Genomic DNA, 26,881 nt, shown 5'->3' on the forward strand with positions numbered 1-26,881 from the left:
TGGGACGGAGGCGGTGCCTGACCTCAGGCGCGCGGCCGCCCTCTCGGCATGATGACGCTCCGACATAACGCAACCGAGCAGGATGACTGATCGATGACCTTGATGTGGATAGCGCTGCTACCCCTTCTCGGCGTGCTGGTGCCGGCCTTCGGCGCCGGACTGAGACGCCGGGAATGCTCCCTGGCCACCGCCGCCCTGCCCGCCCTGGCATTGCTGATGATGCTGGCGGAAATCCCCGCCCTGCTCGACGGCGAGACGCTGCGCGTCGCCGTCGACTGGATCCCCTCCCTGGGCCTGGAGCTGGCCTTCAGGCTGGACGGCCTGTCGCTGCTGTTCAACCTGCTGATCCTGGGGATCGGGCTGCTGATCCTGCTCTACGCCCATTACTATCTGGCTCCGGACGAGCCCTACGGGCGCTTCTACGCCTATCTGATCCTGTTCATGGCCTCCATGGTCGGCATCGCGATGTCCGACAACCTGCTGCTGCTGTGGATCTTCTGGGAACTGACCAGCCTCTCGTCCTTCCTGCTGATCGGTTTCTGGTCGCACCGCAGCGATGCCCGCAAGGGCGCGCGCATGGCGCTGACGATCACTGGCGCCGGCGGCCTGGCGCTGCTGGCCGGCTTCCTGCTGATCGGCGATATCGTCGGCAGCTACGAGCTGGACACCGTGCTGGCCAGCGGCGAGACCATCCTCGCCGATCCGCGCTACCCGCTGACCCTGGCACTGGTGCTGCTCGGCGCCTTCGCCAAGTCGGCCCAGTTCCCCTTCCACTTCTGGCTGCCCCACGCCATGGCCGCGCCGACGCCGGTCTCGGCCTACCTGCACTCGGCGACCATGGTCAAGGCCGGCATCTTCCTGATGGCGCGGCTGCACCCGGCGCTGGCCGGCAGCGAGCTGTGGACCCTGACGGTCTCGCTGGTCGGCATGACCACCATGCTCTATGGCGCCTGGTTCGCGCTGATGAAGACCGATCTCAAGGGCATCCTGGCGTTCTCCACCGTCAGCCACCTGGGCCTGATCACGGTGCTGCTGGGCATCGGCAGCCCGATGGCGGTGCTGGCGGCGCTGTTCCACATTATCAACCACGCCACCTTCAAGGCGGCGCTGTTCATGGGGGCGGGCATCATCGACCACGAGACCGGCACCCGTGAGCTGTCGCACCTCGGCGGGCTGCGCCGCGCCATGCCGCTGACCGCCGTGCTGACCACGATCACCGGCGCGGCCATGGCCGGCGTGCCGCTGTTCAACGGTTTCCTGTCCAAGGAGATGCTGTTCGCCGAGACCCTGAACACCCCGGTCCTCGGTGGCCTGAGCGGGCTGATGCCGCTGCTGGCGACCGCCGGCGGCGTGCTCTCGGTGGCCTACTCGCTGCGCCTGGTGCACGCGGTGTTCTTCAAGACGCCGAAGCAGGCGCCGCCCAAGGCGCCCCATGAGCCGCCGCGGCTGATGAGCGCTCCGATGGCGCTGCTGGCCATGCTGTGCGTGCTGGTCGGCCTGTTCCCCTCGGCGCTGGCCGGTGGCCTGCTCGACCTGGCCAGCCGCGCGGTGCTGCTCGCCCCGCTGGAATTCCATCTGGCGATCTGGCACGGCTTCAACCTGCCGCTGGCGATGAGCGCCGTGGCGCTGCTCGTCGGCGTGGGGCTCTATGCCGCCCACTCGCACCTGCGGCGCTTCCTGCGCGGCTTCAAGCCGGTGGACGCGCGACTGGTGTTCGAGGCCGCCGTGCAGCGCACGGCGAACCGCTCGGAGTCGCTGCTGTCACGCCTCGACAACGCCTCGCTGCAGCGCTACGTGGGCCTGCTGCTGCTGGTCTCGCTGGCGTTCATCGCGCTCGGCCTCGGCAAGATGCCGAGCCTGGCCGGCGACCGGCCCGAGCAGGCGGTGGACGGCATCCTGCTCACCGGCGCGGCGCTGCTGATCTTCAGCGGCCTGGCCACCGTGGTCACCCATCGCTACCGCCTGATCTCGCTGCTGATGCTGTCGATGGTGGGGCTGCTGGTCTCGCTGACCTTCGCCCGCTTCTCCGCCCCCGACCTGGCCCTGACCCAGCTCTCGGTGGAGGTGGTGACCATCATCCTGCTGATGCTGGCGCTGTTCTTCCTGCCCCAGAAGACGCCGCGTGAGTCCTCGATGCCGCGCAACCTGCGCGATATCGCCCTGGCCGGCGCCCTCGGCATGACCATCGCCAGTCTCAACTACGCGGTGTTGACCCGCGACAACGCCAGCATCTCGGGCTTCTTCCTCGACAACAGCGTCTCCGGCGGCGGCGGCCACAACGTGGTCAACGTCATCCTGGTCGACTTCCGCGGCTTCGATACCCTGGGCGAGATCACCGTGCTGGCCATCGCCGGCCTGGCGATCTTCAAGCTGCTCAATCGCCTGCGCCTGTTCATGCCGCACAGTGACACCGAGGGCCGGCTGTGGTGCCCGGATCGCTACCCGATGATCCTGACCACCATCTCCCAGGCGCTGCTGCCGCTGGCGCTGCTGGTGTCCGCCTTCATCTTCCTGCGCGGCCACAACCTGCCCGGCGGCGGCTTCATCGCCGGCCTGATCACCGCCGTGGCGCTGATCCTGCTGCTGATCGCCCGCGGCGTGGAATGGGCCCAGGCGCGCCTCGACTTCCCCTATCAGCCGGTGGCCATCGCCGGCGTCGGGCTGGCGACCCTGACGGGGGTAGGCAGCTGGCTGTTCGGCTCCCCCTTCCTGACCTCGTCCTTCGGTCACTTCCATCTGCCGCTGATCGGCGACTTCGAGCTGGCCACGGCGATGATCTTCGACCTCGGCGTCTATCTGGCCGTGGTCGGGGCGACGCTGATGATCCTGGCCAACCTCGGCAAGGTCACCACGCCCCACCGGCCGGGCAAGGAAGACGCCTCCTCCACCACCTCCAGCGGCAAGGAGAAACGCTGATGGAAAGCCTCTATGCCATCACCACCGGCGTGCTCAGCGCCTGTGGCCTCTATCTGATCCTGCGGGGACGGACCTTCCCCGTGGTGGTGGGACTGACCCTGCTGTCCTACGCGGTCAACCTGTTCCTGTTCTCGATGGGCGGGCTGACCACCCATGGCGCCGCCATCGTCGACGGCAAGACGTCCTACGCCGACCCGCTGCCCCAGGCGCTGGTGCTGACCGCGATCGTCATCGGCTTCGCCATGACCGCCTTCGCGGTGATCCTGGCGATGCGCGCCCGGGGCGACATGGGTAACGACCACGTCGACGGCGGCCGCGGTCGCGACGATCGAGAGGAGAACCGTCGATGAGTCCCCACCTGATCGTGCTTCCCGTGGTGCTGCCGCTGATCGCCGGCGTGCTGCTGCTGCGCACGCGCCACGGCAGCCCGCGCACCAAGCGCTGGCTCGGCGTCGGGGCCACCCTGGCGCTGGTCGCGGTCTCGGCGCTGCTGGTCGACCAGGCCGCCGGCGGCGAGATCGCCTACTACGCGCTGGGCGACTGGCAGCCGCCGTTCGGCATCGTGCTGGTGCTCGACCGCCTCTCGGCGCTGATGGTGATGCTGACCTCGGTGCTGGCCCTGGGCTGCGTGATCTTCGCCTGCGGCGGCGACGACGAGCAGGGCAGCAACTTCCACGGCCTCTTCCAGCTGCAGCTGATGGGCATCAACGGCGCCTTCCTGACCGGCGACCTGTTCAACCTGTTCGTGTTCTTCGAGGTGCTGCTGCTGGCCTCCTACGCCCTGCTGCTGCACGGCGGCGGCAAGTCGCGCACCCAGGCCGCCGTGCACTACGTGGTGCTCAACCTGGCCGGCTCGTCGCTGTTCCTGATCGCCGTCGGCACCCTCTACGGCGCCACCGGCACCCTGAACATGGCCGACATGGCGGCCCGCATCGCCGAGCTGCCCGCCGAGCGCAGCGGCCTGGTGACCGCTGGCGCCCTGCTGCTGCTGGTGGTGTTCGGCCTCAAGGCCGCCATCCTGCCGCTGTACTTCTGGCTGCCGCGGGCCTACGCGGCGGCGCCGGCCCCGGTGGCGGCGCTGTTCGCCATCATGACCAAGGTCGGCATCTACGCCATCCTGCGGGTCTATTCGCTGGTCTTCGGCGAGCAGGCCGGCAGCCTGGCCGCCCTGCAGCAGCCCTGGGTGTGGTGGCTGGCGCTGGCGACCCTGGCCGTGGCGACCCTCGGCGTGCTGGCCGCCCGCGACCTGCGCCTGCTGATGGCCTATCTGGTGCTGGTCTCGGTGGGCACCCTGCTGGCCGGCGTCGGCATGGGCACGGTCGAGGCCACGTCCTCGCTGCTCTACTACCTGGTGCACAGCACCCTGGTCACCGGCGGCCTGTTCCTGCTGGCCGAGATGATCGGCCTGCAGCGCGGCAAGGCCGGGACACGCATCGTCCGTGGCCGGCCGCTGACCCAGGGCGGCGCGCTCTCGATGCTGTTCCTGGCCGGTGCCGTGGCGGTGGCCGGCCTGCCGCCGCTGTCCGGCGCCATCGGCAAGGCGCTGCTGCTCGACGCCGCCAGCGCCGAGCAGCAGCCGTGGCTGTGGCCGCTTCTGCTGGCGAGCGGCCTGGGCGCCATCATCGCCCTCTCGCGGGCCGGCTCGACCCTGTTCTGGCGCAGCCAGAAGGGCGAGCGCGACGGCGAGCCGCTGCCCCGCCAGCACTGGATCGGCGTGTCCCTGCTGCTGGCCACCTCGCCGCTGCTGGTGGCGCTGGCCGGACCGGTCAGCGACTACACCCAGGCCGCCGCCGAGCAGCTGGCCGATCCCGATGCCATGGTTCGCACCCTGCTCCCCGACGCTGGAGACGCCTCATGATCCGTCCTCGTTCCTGGCTGCCGATCCCGATGCTGTCGCTGCTGCTGCTGGTGGTGTGGCTGCTGCTGGTGCGCAGCCTGGCCTTCGGCCAGTTCCTGCTGGGCGGCGCCCTGGCCATCGCCATTCCGCTGCTCACCTACCGCTTCTGGGACGTGCAGCCCAACGTCAAGCGCCCCGGGCTGCTGCTTCTCTATGTGCTGCGGGTGCTGGGCGACATCGTGGTCGCCAACTTCCAGGTCGCCTGGCTGATCCTCAACCCGCGTCAGCGTTCGCGCCCCCACTTCGTGGAGTATCCGCTGATGCTGGAGGAGCGCTTCACCATCACCCTGCTGGCCAGCACCATCAGCCTGACCCCGGGCACGGTGTCGGCCAACGTGCGCATGGACGGCAAGACGCTGCTGATCCACGCCCTGGACGCGGAGGATGACGAGGCGCTGATCGAACAGATCCGCGAACGCTACGAGCGCCCGCTCAAGGAGATCTACGAATGCTAGACATCGCGCTGAAGATCAGCCTGACGCTGGTGATGCTGGCGCTGCTGCTGAACACCTTCCGCCTGACGGTGGGGCCCAGCCTGCCCGACCGCATCCTGGCGCTGGACACCATGTACGTGAACTCCATCGCCCTGATCGTGCTGCTCGGCCTGTGGCTCGGCACCAAGACCTACTTCGAGGCGGCGGTGCTGATCGCCATGCTCGGTTTCATCAGCACCGTGGCGGTCTGCAAGTACCTGCTGCGCGGCGACATCATCGAATAGGAGGGTCCGGCATGACGTTCTACGTGATTCTCGAGGGAGTCATCTCGCTGCTGCTGATCGCCGGCGGGGCCTTCGCCTTCATCGGCTCGCTGGGCATGGCGCACCTGCGTGACTTCTACATGCGCCTGCACGGGCCGACCAAGGCCACCACCATGGGCATCGGCTGCACCCTGGTGGCCTCGATGCTCTACTTCGGCATCGCCGACAGCGAGCCGGTGGTGCAGGAAATCCTGATCGCCCTGTTCCTGTTCATCACCGCCCCGGTAAGCGCTCACTTGCTGGCCAAGACCGGCCTGCACCTGCAGCTCAAGTACGTCGACAAGACCCGCGGCCATCCCGTGGAGCTTCAGGAGGAAGAGGTCGGCCAGACGCCGGTGCCCCACGGCTCCCCCCCCGAGCGTGACCCCATCACCCTCGACAAGCGCCCGAACGGGCACTGAGACACGTCTCTCGGCAACGCGCCCTGCAACGAGAAAGGCGGCCCACCGGGCCGCCTTTCTCTTGTGCGAATGTCACGAGGGCGCGAACGCCTCGCGGGGCGGCGCTACAGCCAGCCCGCGAGCTCCTGACGGGCGATGGCCTCCAGCGCATCGACGTGATCCTCGCGGGCGTTCAGGCACGGCACATAGGTGAAGGTCTCGCCGCCGGCCTCGAGGAAGGCGGCGCGGATCTCCTGCTGGATCTCCTCCAGGGTCTCCACGCAGTCGGCGGAGAAGGCCGGCGAGATCACCGCGATATGCTTGCGCCCCTCGCGGGCCAGCTCGGCGACGCGCTCGACGGTGGCCGGCCCCACCCATTCCTCCGGCCCGAACTTGGACTGGAAGGTGGTCTCGATCGCCTCGTCGGGCATCGCCAGCCGCTCCTGGAGCAGCCGGGTGGTCTGACGGCAGTGGCAATAGTAGGGATCGCCATCGTCGAGGTAGCGCCTGGGCACGCCGTGATAGGAGGCCACCAGCACCTCCGGGGTCGACTCGGCGGCCTCATAGGCCTCGCGCACCGAGGCGGACAGCGCCTCGAGATAGGCCGGATGCCGGTAATAGGCGGGCACGGTGCGGATCGCCGGCTGCCACTTGAGGCGCATCAGGGTGCGGAAGGCCTGGTCGTTGGCGGTGGCGGTGGTCGGCGAGCCGTACTGGGGATAGAGCGGGAAGAACAGGATGCGCTCGCAGCCGCGCGCCTGGAGGCGGCGCAGCACGCTGTCGGTGGAGGGGTTGCCGTAGCGCATGCAGAAGTCCACCTCGACCCGGTCGCCATAGGCCGCCTCGAGCCGCTCCGCCACCCGGGCGGTCTGTTCACGGGTGATGGTCAGCAGCGGGCTCTCGTCGAGCGCCTGGTTCCAGATGCTGCGGTAGGCCGCGCCGGAAATGAACGGCCGACGGGCGAGGATCACCAGCTGCAGCAGCGGCTGCCACAGCCAGCGCGAGTAATCGACGACCCGGCGATCGGAGAGGAACTCGCCGAGGTAGCGGCGCATCGACCAGTAGTCGGTGGCATCCGGCGTGCCGAGGTTGACCAGCACCACGCCGACCTTCGCCCGAGGCAGCGTGGGATGATCGGCGGGCGCGTGCCGCAGCCGTCCCTCTCCCGGTGAGTCCTGCTCGGCATCGGATGAGTGCTCGAAGGCTGCCATGGCGCGCGTTCCCCGTGATCGACATGAGACGAAACTGATAGGCCTAGCCTACCACTGCGGGCATTCGGGCGAAATATGGTTATACTATTGGAGCTATTTGTACAACTTATGGTGAACAATGTCCCGTCCCCTGATCCTGGTGCTCGGCGACCAGCTCAGCCATGACCTGCCGAGCCTGCGTGAGGCCCCCCCGGAGGCGGTCATCGCCCTGTGCGAGGTCGCCGAGGAAGGCCGCTACGTGCCCCATCACCCGCAGAAGATCGCCCTGATCCTGGCCGCCATGCGTCATTTCGCCGCCGACCTGCGCGGCCGCGGCCTGCGCGTGCACTACAGCGCCCTGGACGACCCGGACAATGCCCAGACGCTGCTCGACGAGGCCGAGCGCCTGGCGCGGCTCTACGAGTGCGACGAGATCCGCGCCGTGCGCCCCGGCGAGTGGCGCCTGTGGCAGGCCATGGGTGAGCGCGCTCACGCCGCCCTGCCCTGGCGCCTGATGGAGGACGATCGCTTCTATGCCACGCCGGAGGATTTCGCCGCCTGGGAGAAGGGACGCAAGTCGCCGCGGCTGGAGTATTTCTACCGCGAGATGCGCCGGCGCACCGGCCTGCTGATGGAGGGCGACGAGCCCGCCGGCGGCCGCTGGAACTACGACCACGACAACCGCGAGCCGCTGCCCGAACGCCTCGAGGTACCCGCCCCGCCCCGTCATCGTCGGGATGACGTCACCCGCGAGGTCATGACGCTGGTGGAGGAGCACTTCGGCGATCACTTCGGCGACCTCGCGGGCTTCCACTGGCCGGTGACCCGGCGCCAGGCGCTGGCCGATCTGCGCCACTTCCTCGCCGAGCTGCTGCCCGACTTCGGCCGCTGGCAGGACGCCATCAGCGACGAGGCCCCCTTCCTGTTCCACTCGCGGCTGTCGGCGGCGCTGAACCTCGGCCTGCTCTCGCCCCGGGAGGCGTGCGAGGGCGCCGAGCGCGAGTATCGCGAGGGGCGCGCGCCGCTCAACTCGGTGGAGGGCTTCATTCGACAGATACTGGGCTGGCGGGAATACGTGCGCGGCCTCTACTGGACACGCATGCCCGACTACAAGCGCGCCAACGCCCTGGGGGCGAATCGCGGCCTGCCGGCCTTCTACTGGAGCGGCGACACCGAGCTTCGCTGCCTCCGGCGCGCCATCGAGATGACCCGCGACAACGCCTACGCGCATCACATCCAGCGGCTGATGGTCACCGGCAACTTCGCGCTGCTGTGCGACGTGGCCCCGTCGGCGCTGTGCGACTGGTACCTGGCGGTCTACGCCGACGCCTGCGAGTGGGTGGAGCTGCCCAACACCCTGGGCATGGTGCTGCACGGCGACGGCGGCCTGATGGGCTCCAAGCCCTACTGCGCCTCGGGCAAGTACATCGATCGCATGTCGGACCATTGCCGGCACTGCCGCTTCGATCCGAAGCGGGTCGTCGGCGACGACGCCTGCCCGCTCAACAGCCTCTACTGGCGCTTCCTCGAGACCCACCGCGACGCGCTGTCGGGCAATCATCGCATGAAGCTGATCTACGGCTCGCTGGATCGCATGTCGGACGACAAGCGCGCGGCCATGCGGGCCCAGGCCGAGGCCTTCCTGGCCGGGCTCGAGACCGAACCGGCCTATGGCCGGGGCGAGCACCGGGCCGGCTATCACGACGCCAGCCGCGATGCCCCCTCCGACGAGCGGGAGACCTGCTGATGCCGCGCCTGCGCTCACCGGATCCCCGTCGTGCCAGCGCGCCGGTGACGCTCTTCCACGACGGCCACTGCCCCTTCTGCCAGCGCGAGATCGCCTGGCTCGAGCACCATCCGCACCGCGACCGGATCCGACTGGTCGATATCCAGACCGCCGATGTCGCCGCCGACCGGGGACCCTCGTTCGAGCGCATGATGGGGCGCCTGCACCTGCGCGACGCCGACGGCCGCTGGTTCGTCGGCATGGACGCCAGTCGCGCGCTCTACGCGGTGCTGGGGCATCGACGCCTGGTGGCGGTCTCGATGCTGCCGGGACTCGCCTGGGGCTTCGATCGCGGCTACGCGCTCTTCGCCCGTTACCGGGTCAGGCTGGGCGAGCGATGGCGGGCCTGGCGGCGTCGGTCGAACGCGAGCGGGCGCTAGCCGAGCCGGATGTCAGGCGCGGGACGGCGAGGTCGGGAACGAAACGGGGAAGAAGCACGGAGAACATGCCACCTGGAGGAAGAGGGATCGCGCTGGGGCGCGCGGTGGCAAGTCGGTGGGCGGCCTGAAGCCGAGAAGAAGTCGGTGAGTGGAAGGTCGAGGAGAGAAGCGACGCGCGCCTTAGAACACCAGCGGCATGCGCGAGCTGAGCGCGTCGTGGTAGTGCGCGTCGCGACCGATCATCTCGTCGTGCGCCACGTACTGCACCAGGTAGGCGCGGTGGATGCCGGCGCGCTTGAGCTCGAGGTAGACGTCGTCGAGGGCGCGGAACAGCATCGGCTTGCCGCGCTGGGTCAGCAGGTGGCGCTGGCCCTCGATGTCTTCCAGCTCGACCTGATAGACGCGGCTGCCGGCATGACTGATCACGCGGATCTCGAAGTTGTCGTGATGGGCCACGAAGGCCTTGAGGTCGTTGAAGTCCATGGTCCCTCCATCGGGATCTTTCAGGGTGAATGCTGACACAGTCTCATGCGGTCGGATGACATGATGATGACGTTGTCGACTCGCCCTGAGACCGGTGGAGGGTACCGAGGGTTCCGCCCGGCGAGGCCCCCCGGCGAGGAGCGCCCCGCCGTCCGGCGACGTTACTGGTAGTCGGAGGGATCGATCGCCTTGCCCAGGGAGTTGCGGTCGACCCACTTGCCGGCCTTGGTCTCCTTGTAGCGGAACACCACCCGGTCGCCGACCGCCACCGGCAGCTCCGAGTCCTCGGTCTGGTAGCTGTAGTCCTCGCCGTCCACCACCAGCTGATAGCGGTAGAGGTCCGGCATGCCCAGCCATTCCTTGAACGGCCCTTCGCGTTCCACGGACTGCAATTCGCCGCGCGCCTCGAGTTTCGGGGTACGACGCCGATTACCGCGCTGAAATCCGCCTGCCATGGTGCTTCTCCAGTGTGTCTGCTGTTCGAGGGGTGGGGATTATACGGCGCCGACCGCCCCGCTCAAGGGGTCACTCGCCGAAGGTGTCGCCGTAGCTGTCGGGCGCCAGGTCCTCGAAGCGGGTGTACTTGCCGATGAAGGCCATGTGCACCGTGCCGATCGGCCCGTTACGCTGCTTGCCGATGATGAATTCGGCCAGCCCCTGATTGTCGGGGTTATCCGGATTGTAGACCTCGTCACGGTAGACGAAGCCGATCAGGTCGGCGTCCTGCTCGATGGCGCCGGACTCGCGCAGGTCCGACATCACCGGGCGCTTGTTGGGGCGCTGCTCCAGCGAGCGGTTGAGCTGCGACAGCGCCACCACCGGGCAGCCGAATTCCTTGGCCAGGCCCTTGAGCGAGCGCGAGATCTCCGAGATCTCGCCGGTACGGTTCTCGGAGAAGCCCGGCACCTGCATCAGCTGAAGATAGTCGATCATGATCAGCGCCAGGTTGCCGTGTTCGCGCACGATCCGGCGCACCCGCGAGCGCATCTCGTTGGGCGACAGCGCCGCGGTGTCGTCGATGAACAGCTGCTTGTCCTTCAGCAGGTTGACCGCCGAGGTCAGCCGCGGCCAGTCCTCGTCCTCGAGCTGGCCGGTGCGCACCCGGGTCTGGTCGATGCGCCCCAGCGACGAGAGCATGCGCAGCATGATCGACTCGCCGGGCATCTCCATGGAGAACACCACCACCGGCTTGTCGCTCGAGATCACCGCGTGCTCGACCAGGTTCATGGCGAAGGTGGTCTTGCCCATGGAGGGGCGCCCGGCGACGATCACCAGGTCCGAGGGCTGCAGGCCGGAGGTCATGTCGTCCAGGTCGCGGAAGCCGGTCGACAGGCCGGTCATCTCGCCCTGCATGTTGAACATCTCGTCGATGCGATCCACCGCCTTGGCCAGCAGGTCGCTCATGCCGACGGGACCGCCCTCCTTGGGCCGCTCCTCGCTGATCTGGAACACCAGCCGCTCGGCCTCGTTGACCAGCTCGTCGGCGGGCCGCCCCTGGGGCGCGAAGGCGCTCTCGGCGACCTGATTGGCGGCGTGGATCAGCTTGCGCAGGGTGGCCCGTTCGCGAACGATATCGGCGTAGGCGCGGATGTTGCTGGCCGACGGCGTGTTGCGCGCCAGCTCCGCCAGCGTGGCCAGTCCGCCCACGGTCTCGAGCTGATCGCGCCCCTCCAGCGCCTCGGACAGGGTCACCACGTCCAGCGGGCGCGCCTCCTCGGCCAGCGTCGCCATGACGTTGAAGATCAGGCGATGCTCGTAGCGATAGAAGTCGTTGGCCACCAGCCGGTCGGCCACGCTGTCCCAGGCCTGGTTGTCGAGCATCAGCCCGCCGAGCACCGACTGTTCGGCCTCCAGCGAGTGGGGCGGCACCTTCAGCGCCGCAGTTTCCTGATCGAGCTCGAGGGATTCGTTCATTGGGGCAGGCACCTCCGCAACATGGGCCGACACATTCTACCTCGAAGGACGCCTGACGCAGCAGGCGGAGTGACGTGCCGCAGGCAAGCAAAAAAGGGCGCGAGGATTTCTCCTCGCGCCCCTGGCGTCCGCGGGGGAGTCGGGCTTATTCGGCCACGACCACCACGCGCACGGTGGCGTCGACTTCGGCGTGCAGGTGCAGCGCGATGTCGTATTCGCCGGTCTGACGGATCGGACCTTCCGGCATGCGGACTTCGCTCTTCTCTACCTCGAAGCCAGCGGAGGTGATGGCGTCGGCCAGGTCGCGCGGACCGATGGAACCGAACAGCTTGCCTTCATCGCCGGCCTTGGCGACCAGAGACAGCTCGATGTCGTTGAGCTGTTCGGCGCGGGCTTCGGCTTCGGCCTTGCGCTCGGCGGCCTGAGCTTCGAGCTCGGCACGCTGGGCCTCGAAGGCCTCGATGTTGTCCTTGGTGGCCGGCACGGCGAGGCCGTAGGGCACCAGGTAGTTGCGGCCATAACCGGGCTTGACGGTGACCTGGTCACCCAGACCGCCCAGCTTGCCAATCTTGTCGAGCAGAATGACTTCCATCTCGTAAACCTCTTGTCAGTCGCTGCGGCCGAGTCGTCCGCGAATATCCACGAACGCGTCGATAAGGGCCGCAAGCAGCACGATGAGAATCATGGGCCAGGTGGTGATCAGCAACACATAGAAGGCGACCAGCCACAGCCCGTTCATTCCCTTCAATCCGATAACACCATGCACCAGCGCGATGCCGGCCACCAGCAGTGGCACCCAGAGCATCAGGCCGAGGCCGGGCAGCACCAGCAGCGTGCCGATGACGAGAAACGCCATCAGCACCAGCAGTTCGCGGGGAGCCAGGCGCAGGGCGTGGAACTCCTCGCGGAAGCCGCCGGGGTTGTAGAGCCCCGCCTGCCAGTTCCTGGCCAGGGCCAGGCAGGCCACCGAGGCCAGCAGCACGATGAGCCCGGTGACGCCACCGATCAGCATCTCGGCGAGCCGTTCGGTCTCGAGCCCCTGGCGCGAGAGCTCGTCGAGCATCGAGGCGAACTCCGGCGAGCCCTGGCGCAGCTGCTCCAGCAGGGGCCCCGTGCCGCCCGGCGGCAGGAAGATGCCCAGCTGGATCATCGCCGCCCCGGCGAGGGCGCCGACCACCAGCGTTTCGCTCCAGCGCATGCGCGAGCGCAGCACCACCGCCATCAGCGTGACCAGCAGGGTGCAGGCCAGCGGGATGACGTCGCCCCGGGTCCACCACCAGCCCGCCGGCAAGGCGGCGGCGATGATCACCGGCATGGCCGGTGCCAGGCCGCGGCGCAGCGTGACCAGTCCGGCGATCGCCGCGCCCAGCCAGAACAGCCAGGGGACCAGCGTGGCCGCGGCCGCCCCGGCGACTGCCTGGGGCGTACCGCGCATCATCCAGCGGGCGACGGGCAGCATCACGCTTGCGTCTTACTGGTGGCTATCGGTGTAGGGCAGCAGCGCCAGGTAGCGAGCCCGCTTGATGGCGGTGGACAGCTGACGCTGGTAACGGGCCTTGGTCCCGGTGATGCGGCTGGGAACGATCTTGCCGGTCTCGGTGATGTAGGCCTTGAGGGTGTCCAGATCCTTGTAATCGATCTGCTTCACGCCTTCAGCGGTGAAACGGCAGAACTTGCGGCGACGGAAAAAGCGTGCCATGGGAAAGACTCCTTAGCGTGCGATGTGTGGCTTAGGCGGACTGGGCGGGACGTGACGGCTTCTCGTCACGACGGGCGCGCTTCTCTTCCGCCGGCTTCATCATCGGGGAAGCCTCGGTGACGGCTTCCTTGCAGCGCACGACCAGGCTGCGGATGATGGCGTCGTTGAAGCGGAAGATGTTCTCGATTTCCTCGAGAGTCTCGCCGCGGCACTCGACGTTCATCAGCACGTAGTGAGCCTTGTGGATCTTGTTGATCGGGTAGGCCAGGTGACGGCGACCCCAATCCTCGAGGCGATGCACGGTACCGCCGTTCTCGGTGACGATGCTGGTGTAGCGCTCGACCATCGCCGGAACCTGCTCGCTCTGGTCCGGGTGGACCATGAACACGACTTCGTAATGACGCATGGGTTCTCCTTGCGGTTTGACAGCTTCCAGAGAGGCATGAGGCCCCAGGGGAAGCAAGGAGGTGATTATCGAAATACACGATGCCCGTTCGTCGGACGAACGGGCGCCAGTATTCTAAAGAGTGAACGCCAGGTGCGCAAGCGCCCGGCCATCGTTCGCGGCGTCTCCGGGCCGCTCACGCCGACGAGGTGCTGCCGCCCCGCTGCCGCACCGCCTCGAACAGGCCGATGCCGGTGGCGACGGAGACGTTGAGGCTGGAGACGCTGCCGGCCATGGGCAGCTTGACCAGCTGGTCGCAGGCCTCGCGGGTCAGCCGGCGCATGCCCTTGCCCTCGGCGCCCATCACCAGCGCCGTGGCCCCGGCCAGATCGGCCTCGAACAGGCTCGCCTCGGCCTCGCCGGCGGTGCCGGTGACCCATACGCCGAGCTCCTTGAGCTTGCCCAGCGCCCGGGCCAGGTTGGTGACCTGATAGACCGGCACGCTCTCGGCGGCGCCGCAGGCGACCTTGCGCACCGTGGCGTTGAGCGGCGCCGACTTGTCCTTGGGCACCACCACGCCGTGGGCGCCGGCGGCGTCGGCGCTGCGCAGGCAGGCGCCGAAGTTGTGCACGTCGGTGACGCCGTCGAGCACCAGCAGCAGCGGCGCCTCGGCGTTGGACCAGCCCTGCAGGCGATGCCACAGCGCGGCCTCGGCCTCGAAGGCCAGCGGCGGGCAGAAGGCCACGATGCCCTGGTGGGCGGCGCCCTGGGCGAGGCGATCCAGGTCGTCACGGGGATGGGCACCGACCCGCGCGCCGCGCGCCCGGGCCAGGTCGACCAGCTCGGCGAGACGGCCGCCGGCCTCCCCTTCCTGCAGCCACAGCTCGCGCGGGGCCTCGCCGCGATCGAGCAGCGCCCGCACCGCGTGCACGCCGTAGACGGCGTCCAGGCCGTTCGGCGTCTTGGGCCCGCGGCGCGGCGCGGGCTTCTTCTTCGCTTTCATCGACATCTCGGCTTTTCTCGACATCCCGGCAACGGCCTCAGCGACGACGCGGGCCGCGGCGGCGGCGCTTGTTGCCGCCGCCCTTCTCGCCGTCGCCCGCGGACTGGCCCTGAGCGCCGCCCTTGCCCTGCTGGCCACGCGGCTTGCGCGCCTTGCGCTGCGGCCTGGGCTGGTCGTCGGCCAGCTCGAAGTCGATCTTGCGATCGTCCAGGTCGACCCGCGCCACCTGCACCGAGACCCCGTCGCCGAGGCGGTAGCTCATGCCGCTGCGCTCGCCCTTGAGGCGATGCTTCTCGGCCTCGTAGTGGTAGTAGTCGGAGGGCAACGAGGTGACGTGCACCAGGCCCTCGACGAAGAACTCGTCGAGGCGCACGAAGATGCCGAACTGGGTCACCGAGGCGATGGTGCCGCTGTAGGTCTCGCCGAGCTTGTCGGACATGAACTCGCACTTCAGCCAGCTCTCGACGTCGCGGGTGGCGTCGTCGGCGCGGCGCTCGGTCATCGAGCAGTGCTCGCCCAGCTCGAGCATCTGCTCGAAGGTGTAGGGGCACCACTTGCTCGGCGGCTCCACCGGCGCGCCCTCCTCGCGCAGCACGGTCGCGGTCTGGCGCGGCCCGCGGATCACCGAGCGGATCGCCCGGTGCACGATCAGGTCGGGGTAGCGACGGATCGGCGAGGTGAAGTGGGCGTAGGCCGGATAGGCCAGGCCGAAGTGGCCCTCGTTCTGCGGCGAGTAGACCGCCTGACTCATGGAGCGCAGCATCACCGTCTGGATGATGTCGGCGTCCTCGCGGCCGCGGATGGTCTCGGCCAGGGCCTGGTAGTCCTGCGGCGTCGGCTCGTCGCCGCCGGGCAGCGTCAGGCCCAGCTCGTTGAGGAACAGCCGCAGCTTGTCGAGGCGCTCCGGCGAGGGCCGCTCGTGGATGCGGTACAGCGCCGGCAGGTCGTGCTTGTCGAGGAAGCGGGCGGTGGCGACGTTGGCCGCCAGCATGCACTCCTCGATGATCTTGTGGGCATCGTTGCGCGAGCGCGGCACGATCTTCTCGATCTTGCGCTCGTCGTTGAAGACGATCGCCGTCTCGGTGGTCTCGAAGTCGATGGCGCCACGCTCGTCGCGGGCACCGCGCAGCACCTTGTAGAGGGAGTTCAGGTCGTTCAGCGGCTTGACCAGCTCGCTGTACTGTTCACGCAGCGCATCGCCCTGTTCGTCGTCCTCGTCGAGGATCGAGGCGACCTTGTTGTAGGTCAGGCGCGCGTGGGAACGGAACACCGCCTCGTAGAAGCGATAGCGGCTGATGGCGCCCTTCTGGGAGATGTTCATCTCGCAGACCATCGCCAGGCGGTCGACGTCCGGGTTCAGCGAGCACAGGCCGTTGGACAGCAGCTCCGGCAGCATCGGCACGACCTGGCCCGGGAAGTACACCGAGTTGCCGCGGCTGATCGCCTCCTGATCCAGCGGGCTGCCCGGACGCACGTAGTGGGAGACGTCGGCGATGGCCACCAGCAGCTTCCAGCTGCCGGACTTGGTCTGCCAGGCGCAGACGGCGTCGTCGAAGTCACGGGCGGACTCGTCGTCGATGGTCACCAGCGGCAGGTGGCGCAGGTCGACGCGGTGCGCCTTGTCTTCCTCGGCGACCTCGGCGGACATGCCGGCGATCTGGTCCTGCACCTCCGGCGGAAACTCGGACGGGATCTCGTAGCTGCGGATGGCGATGTCGATCTCCATCCCCGGATCCATCCGCTCGCCCATCACCTCGGTGACATGGCCCACCGGCTGCACGCGGGTGGCCGGCTGCTTGACGATATCGGCCGAGATCACCTGGCCGTCGCGGGCCCCGCCGTTGGCGTTATGCGGAATGATGATTTCCTGGGCGATGCGCGGATTCTCGGGAATCAGCACGCCGAACTCGGGGGTGTTCTCGCGATAGACGCCGACGATGTTCTGGGTATTGCGCGCCAGCACCTCGACGATGGTGGCCTCGTCGCGGCCGCGGCGGTCGCGGCCGCTGATGCGTACCAGTACGTGGTCGTTATGGAACACGCGGCGCATCTGGCGCGGCGGCAGCACCAGGTCGGGCTTCTTGCCGTCGTCGCGCAGCAGGAAGCCGATGCCGTCGCGGTGGCCGAGCACCCGGCCCTTGATCAGGTCGAGCTTGTCGATTAGCGCATAGGCGCCGCGACGATTGCGCAGCACCTGGCCGTCGCGCTCCATGGCCGACAGGCGGCGGCGCACGGCCTCCTGCAGATCCTCGTCCTCGAGGCCCAGCATCTCGCTCATGGCCTCATGGGTGATCGGCTTGCCGTATTCCTCGAGCCGCGCCAGCAGGTATTCGCGGCTGGGCGCCGGCTTGTCGTACTTGTGGGCCTCGCGGCTGGCGTGCAGATCGTCGCTGAGCGTCCAGTGATTCATGCGGAGTGCATCCTTGGCAGGGTCGGGGACGACGGAAGGAGAGTGGCGCTCACGCGCCGCGGGCATGCAGTGATGCAATAAGGGTCTCTTGTCATGGCCGCAGTATAGCGTCGCCAAGGGTCGCACCCAACCATGCGACGACCTATCAGGCGGGTGGATACGCAAAAAAAGCCGCTGGCCGACCCGCAAGGGGTTGCATCAGCCAAAATATACGGTAATATACGCGCCACTTGCCCAGATGGCGGAATTGGTAGACGCGCTAGCTTCAGGTGCTAGTGTCCTTACGGACGTGGAGGTTCAAGTCCTCTTCTGGGCACCAATTCGATACACTGTCAGCAGCATCGCCAGGTATCACGCTCTTTAAAAGCTCGATTCGCTCGTGTTTCGCCCAGGTGGCGGAATTGGTAGACGCGCTAGCTTCAGGTGCTAGTGTCCTTACGGACGTGGAGGTTCAAGTCCTCTCCTGGGCACCATTCATCGCTCAAGCGATGGCTCGGAACACGACGAATATGCATGACGCGCCCAGGTGGCGGAATTGGTAGACGCGCTAGCTTCAGGTGCTAGTGTCCTTACGGACGTGGAGGTTCAAGTCCTCTCCTGGGCACCATCGCGTTATGCAGACAGAGCAGCACATCGAGGCCACCTCCTCGAGAAAGATCACCTTACATCGCTATATCGCTTCATATATCCCCGGCCGCACACGTTGCGGTTTTTTGCGTCTGTACGTCCGGTTCGGCCGTCAGACAAACCTTCGCCGAATCAATCCACCTCGACTCAGTCGAAGCGCCCCGGCAGATCGGCCACCGCCTCGAGCCCCCAGCCCCGGGGATTCGCCCGCCCCTCCAGCGCGCGCTCCACCGCCTCCGGCAGATTCGGGAAGAAATCCAGCCCGGTCAGCGCCTCGATGCGATCGATGCTGACCACGAAGCGATCCAGCGGCTCGTCGCCGCGCACGTTCTGCGGCATCACGAAGGCCAGCGCCATGGGCCGCTCGCCCGGCACCACCAGGATCTTGTAGAACGCCTCGGGCACTTCCACCAGGCCGACCCGGCGCAGCATGCCCCGGGTGACATCCGCGTCGAAGACCGGCCCGTCGATCACCTGCAGGGTGCCGTGGCGCGGCACGAAGCGATCGATCACCACTTCCTCCAGGCGCTGCCAGAGCCGACGATTCAGGTCCGGCCGCTGGGGCACCATGTTGCTCATCAGGAAGGTATCGTACTGGGCGGCGGGGCCATGCACCCGCGCGATGGCATAGTTGGGTGCCAGATGGCCGCGATCGTAGCCGCTGCGCAAATAGCTGTCCGGCGTGACCGGCCACAGGGTGCGCCAGTCGCGACGAAAGCCCGGCCGGTCACCGACATCGGCCGCGCGATCGTCACTCAGCACGTAGCTGGCCCACAGCGGACTGACGCGCACGTCCGACCAGCCCACCAGGAAGCCGTCGTTGCGCAGCACCCGATGCAGGCTAAGCGGCGTCAGACGCTCCCAGGTCGGCACGCCCATCCAGCTGAGGCGCTCGCGCACCTCGCGCTCTTCCATGTACCAGAGCCCGCTGCCCACCGCCGCGAACAGTGCGGCGATGCCCAGGCGGCGCAGCGAACCGCGCCATGACGGCAGGCGTAAGAGACGTTGCAGCACCGGCGGGCCTTACCAGCCCAGCGCGAACATGGTCTCGAGGTCGTGGCGCGAATGCACCTGCAGCGCGTTGAGGGTCTCGGTCTCGCGGATGCCCTCGACGTCGTTGAGACGCCCGGTCACCAGCTCCGCCAGGCCCTCGAAGTCACGGGTCCGGGCGATGGCGACCAGGTCGTAGCGTCCGCAGGTGGAGAACACCTCGCTAATGCCCTCCACCTCGGCCAGACGCTCGGCCACGGACTTGACCTGGCCCTTCTCGGTGTTGATCAGGATGACGGCATTCTGCATGGAGCAATCTCCCTCGAAAAGCGGTTCACGGCGGCGAGTATAACAGCGTCCTCGACCGACGGGGGCCCGGCCGCTCGTCGCGCCCGCCGGGCTCGGCTACGCTGAGGAGACCGACCCTCGCCGGATGCCCGCGCACCGCGGCGGGGTCGAGACGCCAAGAGCCGGACCACCGGCCGCCGAGCGACCTCAACCGTGACCCTCAGGAGGAGCCATCATGGCCAACCCTAGCCGTCGTGATTTCATGCGCCACAGCCTGCTGGGCCTCGCCGCCCTGCCGCTGGGCATTGGCGTGCTGTCGACGCGCAGCTTCGCCCAGGACCTGTCGCCCCTGGACCCCGAGAGCGATCAGGCCAAGGCGCTGAACTACGTCGAGACCGCCGCCGAGGCCAGCGACCATCCGGCCTATGCCGAGGGCGAGACCTGCGCCAACTGCATGTTCTACCAGGCCGACTCCCAGGGCTGCCAGCTGTTCCCGCAGAACAGCGTGGCCCCCGAAGGCTGGTGCCAGTCCTGGACCGCCAAGGCCTGACCCGGGCCGGGAACCGGCCTTCCCAACGCAGGCGGCCCGCACCTCCCCGGTGCGGGCCGCGTCCTTTCGGGAGGCCGCTTACGCCTCCTTCTGCTCGTCCTCCGGCAGCGGCCAGTGATAGCGACGCACGACCTCGTCGTCCTCCATCGACTCGAGCCTCACCGGGAAGCCCCACAGCTGGTGCAGGTGACGCATCACCGGGTAGACGCTGCGCGCCAGCGGGCGACGGCTGTCCTGGACGTGACGCAGGGTCAGCGAGCGGTCGCCGCGGATGTCCGCCGACCAGACCTGGATGTTGGGCTCTCGCACCGACAGCGCATACTGCACGGCCAGGCCGTCGCGAATGCGCTGATAGCCGCGATCGTCGTGGATGGCGGCCACCTCGAGCATCTCGTCGCGATCGTCGTCGAGCACCATGAACAACTTCAGGTCGCGAATCACCTTGGGCGACAGGTATTGCTGGATGAAGGACTCGTCCTTGAAGTTGCGCATGGCGAAGTGCAGCGTCTCGAGCCAGTCGCTGCCGGCGATATCCGGGAACCAGCGCCGATCCTCGTCGGTGGGATGCTCGCAGATCCGCCGCAGGTCGGTGAACATGGCGAAGCCCAGGGCGTAGGGATTGATGCCGCTGTAGTGGGGGCTGTCGAAGGCCGGCTGATAGACCACCGAGGTGTGCGACTGCAGGAACTCCAGGATCAGCCCCTCGTCCACCAGGCCGTCGTCATACAGGCGGTTCATCAGGGTGTAGTGCCAGAAGGTCGCCCAGCCCTCGTTCATCACCTGGGTCTGGCGCTGGGGATAGAAGTACTGCGCCAGCTTGCGCACGATGCGGACCACCTCGCGCTGCCAGGGTGCCAGCAGCGGCGCGTTCTTCTCGATGAAGTAGAGCAGGTTCTCCTGGGGCTCGGGGGGATAGCGGCCGCCGGCGTGCAGGCCGAGGGGGTCCTCCTCGTCGCCGACGTCTTGATGCCCCTCCTCGGGCGGACGCCCGGGAATGGTGCTCCACAGGGTATTGACCTGGGCCTGGAGATAGGCGGAGCGCTCCTGCTGGCGACGCGCCTCCTCCTCGGCGGAGATCGGCGAGGGACGCTTGTAGCGGTCGACCCCGTAGTTCTGCAGCGCGTGACAGGCATCGAGCAGCTGTTCGACCGCGGTCACCCCGTGGCGCTCCTCGCACTCGGCCAGGTAGCGCCGGGCGAACAGCAGGTAGTCGACGATGGAGCTGGCATCGGTCCAGGTGCGGAACAGGTAGTTGCCCTTGAAGAAGGAGTTGTGGCCATAGCAGGCGTGGGCCATCACCAGCACCTGCATCATCAGGGTATTCTCCTCCATCAGGTAGGCGATGCAGGGATCGGAGTTGATGACCAGCTCGTAGGCCAGCCCCATCTGGCCGCGCCGATAGGCCTGTTCCACGGCCAGGAACTGCTTGCCGAAGGACCAGTGATGATAGCCCACCGGCATGCCCACGCTGGCGTAGGCGTCCATCATCTGCTCGGTGGTGATGATCTCGATCTGGTTGGGATAGGTATCCAGCCGATACTCGTCGGCCAGCCGGGCGATCTCCGTCTCGAACCGCTCCAGGACCTCGAAGTTCCAGTCGGAGCCACTGGCGATGGGCTTGCGTTCGGTCATGCTGCCTCCTTGGCCTCGCCTCAGGACTGGACCGTGCGGCGCCGGAACAGGTCGCGGAACACCGGGTAGATGTCGCCGGCCTCGACGATCTGACGCATGGCGAAGCGCTCGGGATACTCGGCCTCGACCTTCTCGTACTCCTCCCACAGCGCCTGATGCGCGTGGGGCGTGATCTCCACGTAGGTGAAGTACTGCAGTCGCGGCATCAGGCCGTTGGCCAGCTGGTCGCGACAGGTCAGGGAGTCGTCGTCCCAGTTGTCGCCGTCCGAGGCCTGGGCCACGTAGAGGTTCCACTGGGTCGGCGGATAGCGGTCGGTGATGATCTCGTCGACCAGGGTCAGGGCGCTGGAGACGATGGTGCCGCCGGTCTCGCGGGAGTAGAAGAACTCCTCCTCGTCGACCTCCTTGGCGGCGGTGTGGTGACGCACGAAGACCAGCTCGACCTTCTCGTAGTTGCGCTCCAGGAACAGGTAGAGCAGCAGGAAGAAGCGCTTGGCGATGTCCTTGTGGGCCTGGGTCATGGAGCCGGAGACGTCCATCACGCAGAACATCACCGCCTTGCTCGACGGCTGTGGCTGGTTGACCAGGTTGTTGTAGCGCAGGTCGTAGGTATCGATGAAGGGCACCGACTCGAGGCGCTTCTCGAGCCGCTCGATCTCGGCCTTCAGCTCGGCGATCCGCGCCGGATTGCGCAGCACCTGATCCTTGCGCTCCTCGGCCTCCAGCGCCTCCTGCGCCTCGCGCAGGGCCCGACGAATCGGCCCGCGCATGGCGATGCGCCGGGCATGGGCCTCGCGCATCGAGCGCACGATGTTGATCCTCGCCGGCACCCCGTCGCGGGTGAAGCCGGCCCGCACCGGGCGCACCTCGTCGAGGTCCACCAGGTTCTTGCGCTCCAGGTGCGGCAGCTCCAGGCCATCGAAGACGAAGTCCAGGAACTCCTCGCGGGACAGGGTGAAGGCGAACTCGTCCATGCCCTCGCCCTGGTTGGAGGCGCTGCCCTCGCCGGACCCGCCGCCGCCTCCCCCGCCGGGACGCCGCAGGCGGTCGCCCTCGACGAACTCCTTGTTGCCGGGGGCGATGATCGAGCGCTGGCCGCCGGGCCCGTGCTGGAACACCGGCTCGGAGATGTCGCGGGCGGGAATCGACACCTTCTCGCCGCGCTCCATGTCGGTGATGGAGCGGCGGTTGACCGCTTCCTCGACGGACCGTTTGATATGGGTGCGATAGCGATCGAGGAAACGCTGGCGATTGACCGCACTCTTGTGCCTGGCATTGGCACGACGGTCGATGAAGTAGGTCATGCGGACCTCCTGGGCTGCCCTGCGTCCACCCGGGGCGCCCTCCCTCGGCGCCCCGCGCGGACCTCGACGGCTACTGCGACTTGCGCACCCGCAGATACCACTCGGAGAGCAGGCGCACCTGCTTCTCGGTGTAGCCGCGGTCGACCATGCGGGCCACGAAATCCTCGTGCTTCTTCTGGTCCGCGGTGGACGCCTTGGCGTTGAAGGAGATCACCGGCAGCAGCTCCTCGGTGTTGGCGAACATCTTGTGCTCGATCACCCCGCGCAGCTTCTCGTAGGACTGCCAGCTCGGGTTCATGCCGTTGTTCTGGGCCCGGGCCCGCAGCACGAAGTTGACGACCTCGTGACGGAAGTCCTTGGGATTGGAGATGCCCGCCGGCTTCTCGATCTTCTCCAGCTCCTCGTTGAGGGACTGACGGTCGAACAGCTCGCCGGTCTCCGGGTCGCGATACTCCTGATCCTGGATCCAGAAGTCGGCGTAGGTGACGTAGCGGTCGAAGATGTTCTGACCGTACTCGGAGTAGGACTCGAGATAGGCGGTCTGAATCTCCTTGCCGATGAAGTCCACGTAGCGCGGCGCCAGGAACTCCTTGATGAAGCGCAGGTAGCGCTCGAAGGTCTCCTTGGGCAGCTGCTCCTGCTCGAGGCGCTGCTCGAGCACGTAGAGCAGATGCACCGGGTTGGCCGCCACCTCGTGGTTGTCGAAGTTGAACACCTTGGACAGGATCTTGAAGGCGAAGCGCGTGGAGAGCCCGTCCATGCCCTCGTCGACCCCGGCCGCGTCGCGGTACTCCTGGATCGACTTGGCCTTGGGATCGGTGTCCTTGAGGTTCTCGCCGTCGTAGACCCGCATCTTGGAATAGACGCTGGAGTTCTCCGGCTCCTTGAGCCGCGAGAGCACCGAGAACTGGGCCAGCATGCGCAGGGTGTCCGGCGCGCAGGGTGCCTCGTTGAGCGAGGAGTGCTCGAGCAGCTTCTTGTAGATGTTGATCTCTTCGGTCACCCGCAGGCAGTAGGGCACCTTGACGATGTAGACCCGGTCGAGGAAGGCCTCGTTGTTGCGGTTGTTGCGGAAGGCCTGCCACTCGCTCTCGTTGGAGTGCGCCAGCACGATGCCGTCGAACGGGATCGCGCCCATGCCCTCGGTGGGGTTGTAGTTGCCCTCCTGGGTGGCGGTCAGCAGCGGATGCAGCACCTTGATCGGCGCCTTGAACATCTCGACGAACTCCATCAGGCCCTGGTTGGCCCGGCACAGGCCGCCGGAGAAGCTGTAGGCGTCAGGATCGTCCTGGGAATAGAGCTCGAGCTGGCGGATATCCACCTTGCCGACCAGCGAGGAGATGTCCTGGTTGTTCTCGTCGCCGGGCTCGGTCTTGGCGATGGCGATCTGATTGAGCCGCGACGGGTAGAGCCGCACCACCCGGAACTGGCTGATATCGCCGCCGGCCTCCTTGAGGCGCTTGGCGGCCCAGGGCGACATCACGCTCTTCAGGCAGCGCGGCGGGATGCCGTATTCCTTCTCGAGCAGCTCGCCGTCGTGCTCGGGCGAGAACAGCGCCAGCGGGGATTCCTGCACCGGCGAGCCCTTGATGGCGTAGAACGGCACGTGCTCCATCAGCAGCTTGAGCCGCTCGGCCAGCGACGACTTGCCGCCGCCGACCGGGCCGAGCAGGTAGAGGATCTGCTTCTTCTCCTCGAGCCCCTGGGCGGCATGTCGGAAGTAGGCGACGATCTGCTCGATCGCCTCCTCCATGCCGTAGAACTCGGAGAACGCCGGATAGCGGCGGATGACCTTGTTGGAGAAGATACGCGACAGGCGAGGATCCTTGGCCGTGTCGATCACCTCGGGCTCGCCGATGGCTTCCAGCATTCGTTCGGCCGCACTGGCGTAGGCCGAGGGATCCTCACGGCAGAGTTCCAGGTACTCCTGCAGGCTCATTTCCTCCTGCAGGGTTCGTTCGAAGCGGTTCTGCACATGATCGAAGATGCTCATCGATGCCTCCTTAAAGCCCGGGACTCCGGCTTGGCGGTCCTCGCCCTGCTGGCCGGGTCGGTAGCTTCAGCGTAGCCAGCTCGACCGGACGATGGTGCCCGGAACCTTCAACGCAGGGCTGCACTCCCTATGAGCCCACGAACCCGAAGCGGTTCATCCCGAGAGGGACAGATTTTCAACGAACGCGGCCTGCTCCCCTCCCTAGAGCGTGGCGGCCAGCCGCACGCCCTGGTCGATGGCGCGCCGGGCATCGAGCTCGGCGGCCTCGTCGGCGCCGCCGATGACATGGACCGACACGCCGGCCGCTCGCAGCGGTTCGAGCATGTCGCGCACCGACTCCTGACCGGCGCACACCACGACGCTGTCGACCTCGAGCAGCCTCGGCTCGCCGTCGACGCGGACATGCAGGCCGGCGTCGTCGATGCCGACGTATTCGCAGCCGGCCAGCATCTCGACGCCGCGGTGGCGCAGCGAGGCACGATGGACCCAGCCGGTGGTAGCGCCGAGCCCGCGACCGAGCTTCGACGCCTTGCGCTGCAGCAGGGTGACCCGCCGCGGCACCGAGGGCCTGATCGGCGCCCGCAGCCCGCCCGGCGAGGCCACCGAGAGGTCCACGCCCCACTCGGCGCACCAGGCCTCGGCGTCCAGGGCGGGGTGGCCGGCATGGGTGAGCAGTTCCGCCACGTCGAAGCCGATGCCCCCGGCACCGATGATCGCCACCCTCGGCCCCACCCGCTCCGGCTGCTGAATCGCCAGCGGATAGGCCATCACCTTCGGGTGATCGATGCCCGGCAGCGCGAGGGCCCGCGGCCGCACGCCGGTGGCCAGCACCACCTCATCGAAGACGCGAAGTTCGTGGAGCCCGGGGGCGACGCCGAGCCGCACGCTCACGCCACGCCGGTCGAGCATGGTGCGGAAATAGCGCAGCGTCTCGTCGAACTCCTCCTTGCCGGGAATCCGCCGGGCATGGTTGAACTGCCCGCCCAGCTCGGCCTGGCGCTCGAACAGCGTGACCGCGTGGCCGCGCTCGGCGGCGGTGACCGCCGCGGCGAGCCCGGCGGGACCGCCGCCCACCACGGCGATGCGTCTGACCGAGCCGGCCGGCGCGATCGCAAGCTCGGTCTCGTGGCCGGCCCGCGGATTGACCAGGCACGAGGTCGTCTTGCCCTGGAAGGTGTGGTCGAGACAGGCCTGGTTGCAGGCGATGCAGGTGTTGATCTCGCCGCTCCGTCCCTCGCGGGCCTTGGCCACCCAGGCCGGGTCGGCCAGGAAGGGGCGCGCCATGGAGACCATGTCCGCCACGCCGTCGGCCAGCAGCCGCTCGGCCACCTCGGGCATGTTGATGCGATTGGTGGCGATCAGCGGCACCGGCAACTCATCGCGCATGCGCCGCGAGACCTCGGCGAACAGCGCCCGCGGCACGCTGGTGACGATGGTCGGCACCCTTGCCTCGTGCCAGCCGATGCCGCCGTCGATGGCATCGGCGCCGGCCTCGGCCACCGCGCGCCCCAGGGCGACCACCTCGTCATGGGTGCTGCCCTCCTCCACCAGGTCGATCATCGACAGCCGGAACAGGATCAGCGCCTCGGGCCCCAGGGCCCGGCGAATCCGCCGCACCGCCTCCACCGGGAAGCGGATGCGGTTGGCGAAGCCACCGCCCCATTCGTCCTCGCGATGATTGGTGCGGCGGCACACGAACTGATTGATCAGATAGCCCTCGGAGCCCATGACCTCGACGCCGTCGTAGCCGGCCTCCCGGGCCAGCCGGGCGCATCGGACGTAGTCGTCCAGGGTGCGTTCGATCTCGTCGGCGCCGAGGGCACGCGGCTCGCGCGGATTGATCGGCGCCCGGATCGCCGAGGGCGCCACCGGCGCGTCCGTGTAGGCGTAGCGGCCGGCGTGCAGGATCTGCAGGCAGATATGGCCGCCCTCGGCGTGGACCGCCTCGACCAGGCGGCGGTGTTCGGCCACCTGTTCGGGCCGCTCCAGGGTCGCGCCGCCGGCGAAGACCGCCCCCTCGGCATTGGGCGCGATGCCGCCCCCGACGATCAGCGACACGCCCGCCCGGGCGCGCTCGGCATAGAAGGCGGCCAGGCGTTCGAAACCGCCGGGCATTTCTTCCAGGTTGGTGTGCATAGAGCCCATCACCACCCGATTGGGAAGGCGCAGCGGGCCCAGTGCGATGGGGCGAAAAAGATTCGGAAAGTCAGCCACGCTCGAGCACCCTCGGACCGTCGACAGAAATTAAAACAACTGTATGACAGACTCGCGGGCAGCGCAAAAATCGCGTCGGCTTT

The 26,881-nt window shown here is 67.7% G+C and carries 25 protein-coding genes and 3 tRNA genes; 12 read left to right on the forward strand and 16 right to left on the reverse strand.

Annotation, left to right across the window (positions count from 1 at the left end; translation table 11 throughout):
* Positions 1 to 93 precede the first annotated feature (93 nt).
* From FIU88_RS13780 to FIU88_RS13805, 6 genes are read left to right on the forward strand one after another with little or no spacing between them, the layout of a single operon-like run.
* The gene (locus FIU88_RS13780; protein ID WP_152479608.1) at positions 94 to 2,916 is read left to right on the forward strand and encodes a monovalent cation/H+ antiporter subunit A; all 2,823 of its coding nucleotides are present in this window, start codon (positions 94 to 96) and stop codon (positions 2,914 to 2,916) included.
* Entirely contained in the window at positions 2,916 to 3,266 is a 351-nt protein-coding gene (locus FIU88_RS13785; protein ID WP_152479609.1) for a Na+/H+ antiporter subunit C, read from the forward strand. The genes FIU88_RS13780 and FIU88_RS13785 overlap by 1 nt, the downstream gene beginning before the upstream one ends.
* On the forward strand, positions 3,263 to 4,774 hold the full coding sequence (locus FIU88_RS13790) for a monovalent cation/H+ antiporter subunit D (protein ID WP_152479610.1): 1,512 nt from the start codon (positions 3,263 to 3,265) through the stop codon (positions 4,772 to 4,774). Before FIU88_RS13785 ends, FIU88_RS13790 begins: the two co-directional genes overlap by 4 nt.
* Positions 4,771 to 5,268, forward strand: a complete 498-nt coding sequence (locus tag FIU88_RS13795; protein WP_152479611.1) for a Na+/H+ antiporter subunit E — start codon at positions 4,771 to 4,773, stop codon at positions 5,266 to 5,268. The genes FIU88_RS13790 and FIU88_RS13795 overlap by 4 nt, the downstream gene beginning before the upstream one ends.
* Positions 5,262 to 5,531, forward strand: a complete 270-nt coding sequence (locus FIU88_RS13800) for a K+/H+ antiporter subunit F (protein WP_016853678.1) — start codon at positions 5,262 to 5,264, stop codon at positions 5,529 to 5,531. Before FIU88_RS13795 ends, FIU88_RS13800 begins: the two co-directional genes overlap by 7 nt.
* 11 nt (positions 5,532 to 5,542) lie before the next feature.
* Positions 5,543 to 5,971 carry a Na+/H+ antiporter subunit G gene (locus tag FIU88_RS13805; RefSeq protein WP_016853677.1) on the forward strand — a complete coding sequence of 143 codons (429 nt, stop codon included), beginning with the start codon at positions 5,543 to 5,545 and terminating at the stop codon, positions 5,969 to 5,971.
* 104 nt (positions 5,972 to 6,075) lie between these two features.
* Here FIU88_RS13805 and hemH read toward each other — a convergent pair whose 3' ends face one another.
* Complete coding sequence (gene hemH / locus FIU88_RS13810; RefSeq protein WP_152479612.1) at positions 6,076 to 7,161, reverse strand: ferrochelatase; 1,086 nt, start codon at positions 7,159 to 7,161, stop codon at positions 6,076 to 6,078.
* Between the two features lie 118 nt (positions 7,162 to 7,279).
* On the opposite strand from hemH, the gene FIU88_RS13815 reads away from it, so the two are divergent.
* Complete coding sequence (locus FIU88_RS13815) at positions 7,280 to 8,887, forward strand: cryptochrome/photolyase family protein (protein WP_152479613.1); 1,608 nt, start codon at positions 7,280 to 7,282, stop codon at positions 8,885 to 8,887.
* Positions 8,887 to 9,306, forward strand: coding sequence for a thiol-disulfide oxidoreductase DCC family protein (locus FIU88_RS13820; protein ID WP_152479614.1), 420 nt, complete (start codon positions 8,887 to 8,889; stop codon positions 9,304 to 9,306). The genes FIU88_RS13815 and FIU88_RS13820 overlap by 1 nt, the downstream gene beginning before the upstream one ends.
* 180 nt (positions 9,307 to 9,486) lie before the next feature.
* Here FIU88_RS13820 and FIU88_RS13825 read toward each other — a convergent pair whose 3' ends face one another.
* From FIU88_RS13825 to rnr, 9 genes are all read right to left on the reverse strand, one after another.
* Positions 9,487 to 9,789, reverse strand: a complete 303-nt coding sequence (locus FIU88_RS13825; RefSeq protein ID WP_016853673.1) for a DUF6482 family protein — start codon at positions 9,787 to 9,789, stop codon at positions 9,487 to 9,489.
* Positions 9,790 to 9,950: 161 nt separating this feature from the next.
* A complete protein-coding gene (locus FIU88_RS13830; RefSeq protein WP_026068270.1) occupies positions 9,951 to 10,244 on the reverse strand; it encodes a hypothetical protein in 294 nt (97 codons plus the stop codon).
* Between the two features lie 70 nt (positions 10,245 to 10,314).
* Positions 10,315 to 11,703 carry a replicative DNA helicase gene (gene dnaB, locus FIU88_RS13835; RefSeq protein ID WP_016853671.1) on the reverse strand — a complete coding sequence of 463 codons (1,389 nt, stop codon included), beginning with the start codon at positions 11,701 to 11,703 and terminating at the stop codon, positions 10,315 to 10,317.
* Between the two features lie 145 nt (positions 11,704 to 11,848).
* Complete coding sequence (rplI, locus tag FIU88_RS13840; protein WP_016853670.1) at positions 11,849 to 12,295, reverse strand: 50S ribosomal protein L9; 447 nt, start codon at positions 12,293 to 12,295, stop codon at positions 11,849 to 11,851.
* Positions 12,296 to 12,310: 15 nt separating this feature from the next.
* Positions 12,311 to 13,162: a hypothetical protein gene (locus FIU88_RS13845; protein ID WP_016853669.1), complete on the reverse strand. Its 852-nt coding sequence runs from the start codon at positions 13,160 to 13,162 to the stop codon at positions 12,311 to 12,313.
* 12 nt (positions 13,163 to 13,174) lie between these two features.
* Positions 13,175 to 13,402 carry a 30S ribosomal protein S18 gene (rpsR, locus tag FIU88_RS13850; RefSeq protein ID WP_016853668.1) on the reverse strand — a complete coding sequence of 76 codons (228 nt, stop codon included), beginning with the start codon at positions 13,400 to 13,402 and terminating at the stop codon, positions 13,175 to 13,177.
* A 31-nt stretch (positions 13,403 to 13,433) separates the two neighbouring features.
* Positions 13,434 to 13,808: a 30S ribosomal protein S6 gene (gene rpsF, locus FIU88_RS13855; protein ID WP_016853667.1), complete on the reverse strand. Its 375-nt coding sequence runs from the start codon at positions 13,806 to 13,808 to the stop codon at positions 13,434 to 13,436.
* Positions 13,809 to 13,983: 175 nt separating this feature from the next.
* A complete protein-coding gene (gene rlmB, locus FIU88_RS13860; RefSeq protein ID WP_152479615.1) occupies positions 13,984 to 14,790 on the reverse strand; it encodes a 23S rRNA (guanosine(2251)-2'-O)-methyltransferase RlmB in 807 nt (268 codons plus the stop codon).
* A gap of 37 nt (positions 14,791 to 14,827) precedes the next feature.
* Positions 14,828 to 17,200: a ribonuclease R gene (gene rnr, locus FIU88_RS13865; RefSeq protein ID WP_152479616.1), complete on the reverse strand. Its 2,373-nt coding sequence runs from the start codon at positions 17,198 to 17,200 to the stop codon at positions 14,828 to 14,830.
* 232 nt (positions 17,201 to 17,432) lie between these two features.
* Here rnr and FIU88_RS13870 point away from each other — a divergent pair.
* The 3 genes from FIU88_RS13870 to FIU88_RS13880 all read left to right on the forward strand — a co-directional run bounded on the left by FIU88_RS13870 (position 17,433) and on the right by FIU88_RS13880 (position 17,807).
* Positions 17,433 to 17,519, forward strand: a tRNA-Leu gene (locus FIU88_RS13870).
* Positions 17,520 to 17,586: 67 nt separating this feature from the next.
* Positions 17,587 to 17,673 (forward strand) — tRNA-Leu (locus FIU88_RS13875).
* Between the two features lie 47 nt (positions 17,674 to 17,720).
* Positions 17,721 to 17,807: transfer RNA gene (locus tag FIU88_RS13880), tRNA-Leu, on the forward strand.
* Positions 17,808 to 17,974: 167 nt separating this feature from the next.
* Here FIU88_RS13880 and FIU88_RS13885 read toward each other — a convergent pair.
* Together FIU88_RS13885 and FIU88_RS13890 are read right to left on the reverse strand one after the other, a co-directional pair.
* Positions 17,975 to 18,742 carry a DNA/RNA non-specific endonuclease gene (locus FIU88_RS13885; protein ID WP_253742822.1) on the reverse strand — a complete coding sequence of 256 codons (768 nt, stop codon included), beginning with the start codon at positions 18,740 to 18,742 and terminating at the stop codon, positions 17,975 to 17,977.
* A gap of 108 nt (positions 18,743 to 18,850) precedes the next feature.
* Positions 18,851 to 19,126, reverse strand: a complete 276-nt coding sequence (locus tag FIU88_RS13890; RefSeq protein ID WP_016853663.1) for an Lrp/AsnC family transcriptional regulator — start codon at positions 19,124 to 19,126, stop codon at positions 18,851 to 18,853.
* A gap of 214 nt (positions 19,127 to 19,340) precedes the next feature.
* Between FIU88_RS13890 and FIU88_RS13895 the strand changes: the two genes are divergently transcribed.
* The gene (locus FIU88_RS13895; protein ID WP_152479617.1) at positions 19,341 to 19,655 is read left to right on the forward strand and encodes a high-potential iron-sulfur protein; all 315 of its coding nucleotides are present in this window, start codon (positions 19,341 to 19,343) and stop codon (positions 19,653 to 19,655) included.
* A 78-nt stretch (positions 19,656 to 19,733) separates the two neighbouring features.
* On the opposite strand, the gene FIU88_RS13900 is transcribed toward FIU88_RS13895, so the two are convergent.
* The 4 genes from FIU88_RS13900 to FIU88_RS13915 form a co-directional block, all read right to left on the reverse strand.
* Positions 19,734 to 21,287 (reverse strand): SpoVR family protein, encoded by a 1,554-nt coding sequence (locus FIU88_RS13900; protein WP_016853661.1) that lies wholly within the window; start codon positions 21,285 to 21,287, stop codon positions 19,734 to 19,736.
* 20 nt (positions 21,288 to 21,307) lie between these two features.
* On the reverse strand, positions 21,308 to 22,591 hold the full coding sequence (locus FIU88_RS13905; RefSeq protein ID WP_016853660.1) for a YeaH/YhbH family protein: 1,284 nt from the start codon (positions 22,589 to 22,591) through the stop codon (positions 21,308 to 21,310).
* Positions 22,592 to 22,661: 70 nt separating this feature from the next.
* Positions 22,662 to 24,584: a PrkA family serine protein kinase gene (locus FIU88_RS13910; RefSeq protein ID WP_016853659.1), complete on the reverse strand. Its 1,923-nt coding sequence runs from the start codon at positions 24,582 to 24,584 to the stop codon at positions 22,662 to 22,664.
* Positions 24,585 to 24,785: 201 nt separating this feature from the next.
* Positions 24,786 to 26,798 carry an NADPH-dependent 2,4-dienoyl-CoA reductase gene (locus FIU88_RS13915; protein ID WP_152479618.1) on the reverse strand — a complete coding sequence of 671 codons (2,013 nt, stop codon included), beginning with the start codon at positions 26,796 to 26,798 and terminating at the stop codon, positions 24,786 to 24,788.
* Between the last annotated feature and the right edge of the window lie 83 nt (positions 26,799 to 26,881).

It is taken from the genome of Halomonas sp. THAF12 (assembly GCF_009363675.1).
In the GTDB taxonomy this organism is placed as follows: domain Bacteria; phylum Pseudomonadota; class Gammaproteobacteria; order Pseudomonadales; family Halomonadaceae; genus Halomonas; species Halomonas smyrnensis.

Coding starts and splice junctions, on each gene's coding strand:
- FIU88_RS13780 (WP_152479608.1), top strand. CDS start 94: ATGACCTTGATGTGGATAGCGCTGCTACCCCTTCTCGGCGTGCTGGTG.
- FIU88_RS13785 (WP_152479609.1), top strand. CDS start 2,916: ATGGAAAGCCTCTATGCCATCACCACCGGCGTGCTCAGCGCCTGTGGC.
- FIU88_RS13790 (WP_152479610.1), top strand. CDS start 3,263: ATGAGTCCCCACCTGATCGTGCTTCCCGTGGTGCTGCCGCTGATCGCC.
- FIU88_RS13795 (WP_152479611.1), top strand. CDS start 4,771: ATGATCCGTCCTCGTTCCTGGCTGCCGATCCCGATGCTGTCGCTGCTG.
- FIU88_RS13800 (WP_016853678.1), top strand. CDS start 5,262: ATGCTAGACATCGCGCTGAAGATCAGCCTGACGCTGGTGATGCTGGCG.
- FIU88_RS13805 (WP_016853677.1), top strand. CDS start 5,543: ATGACGTTCTACGTGATTCTCGAGGGAGTCATCTCGCTGCTGCTGATC.
- hemH (WP_152479612.1), bottom strand. CDS start 7,161: ATGGCAGCCTTCGAGCACTCATCCGATGCCGAGCAGGACTCACCGGGA.
- FIU88_RS13815 (WP_152479613.1), top strand. CDS start 7,280: ATGTCCCGTCCCCTGATCCTGGTGCTCGGCGACCAGCTCAGCCATGAC.
- FIU88_RS13820 (WP_152479614.1), top strand. CDS start 8,887: ATGCCGCGCCTGCGCTCACCGGATCCCCGTCGTGCCAGCGCGCCGGTG.
- FIU88_RS13825 (WP_016853673.1), bottom strand. CDS start 9,789: ATGGACTTCAACGACCTCAAGGCCTTCGTGGCCCATCACGACAACTTC.
- FIU88_RS13830 (WP_026068270.1), bottom strand. CDS start 10,244: ATGGCAGGCGGATTTCAGCGCGGTAATCGGCGTCGTACCCCGAAACTC.
- dnaB (WP_016853671.1), bottom strand. CDS start 11,703: ATGAACGAATCCCTCGAGCTCGATCAGGAAACTGCGGCGCTGAAGGTG.
- rplI (WP_016853670.1), bottom strand. CDS start 12,295: ATGGAAGTCATTCTGCTCGACAAGATTGGCAAGCTGGGCGGTCTGGGT.
- FIU88_RS13845 (WP_016853669.1), bottom strand. CDS start 13,162: ATGCTGCCCGTCGCCCGCTGGATGATGCGCGGTACGCCCCAGGCAGTC.
- rpsR (WP_016853668.1), bottom strand. CDS start 13,402: ATGGCACGCTTTTTCCGTCGCCGCAAGTTCTGCCGTTTCACCGCTGAA.
- rpsF (WP_016853667.1), bottom strand. CDS start 13,808: ATGCGTCATTACGAAGTCGTGTTCATGGTCCACCCGGACCAGAGCGAG.
- rlmB (WP_152479615.1), bottom strand. CDS start 14,790: ATGAAAGCGAAGAAGAAGCCCGCGCCGCGCCGCGGGCCCAAGACGCCG.
- rnr (WP_152479616.1), bottom strand. CDS start 17,200: ATGAATCACTGGACGCTCAGCGACGATCTGCACGCCAGCCGCGAGGCC.
- FIU88_RS13885 (WP_253742822.1), bottom strand. CDS start 18,742: ATGGAAGAGCGCGAGGTGCGCGAGCGCCTCAGCTGGATGGGCGTGCCG.
- FIU88_RS13890 (WP_016853663.1), bottom strand. CDS start 19,126: ATGCAGAATGCCGTCATCCTGATCAACACCGAGAAGGGCCAGGTCAAG.
- FIU88_RS13895 (WP_152479617.1), top strand. CDS start 19,341: ATGGCCAACCCTAGCCGTCGTGATTTCATGCGCCACAGCCTGCTGGGC.
- FIU88_RS13900 (WP_016853661.1), bottom strand. CDS start 21,287: ATGACCGAACGCAAGCCCATCGCCAGTGGCTCCGACTGGAACTTCGAG.
- FIU88_RS13905 (WP_016853660.1), bottom strand. CDS start 22,591: ATGACCTACTTCATCGACCGTCGTGCCAATGCCAGGCACAAGAGTGCG.
- FIU88_RS13910 (WP_016853659.1), bottom strand. CDS start 24,584: ATGAGCATCTTCGATCATGTGCAGAACCGCTTCGAACGAACCCTGCAG.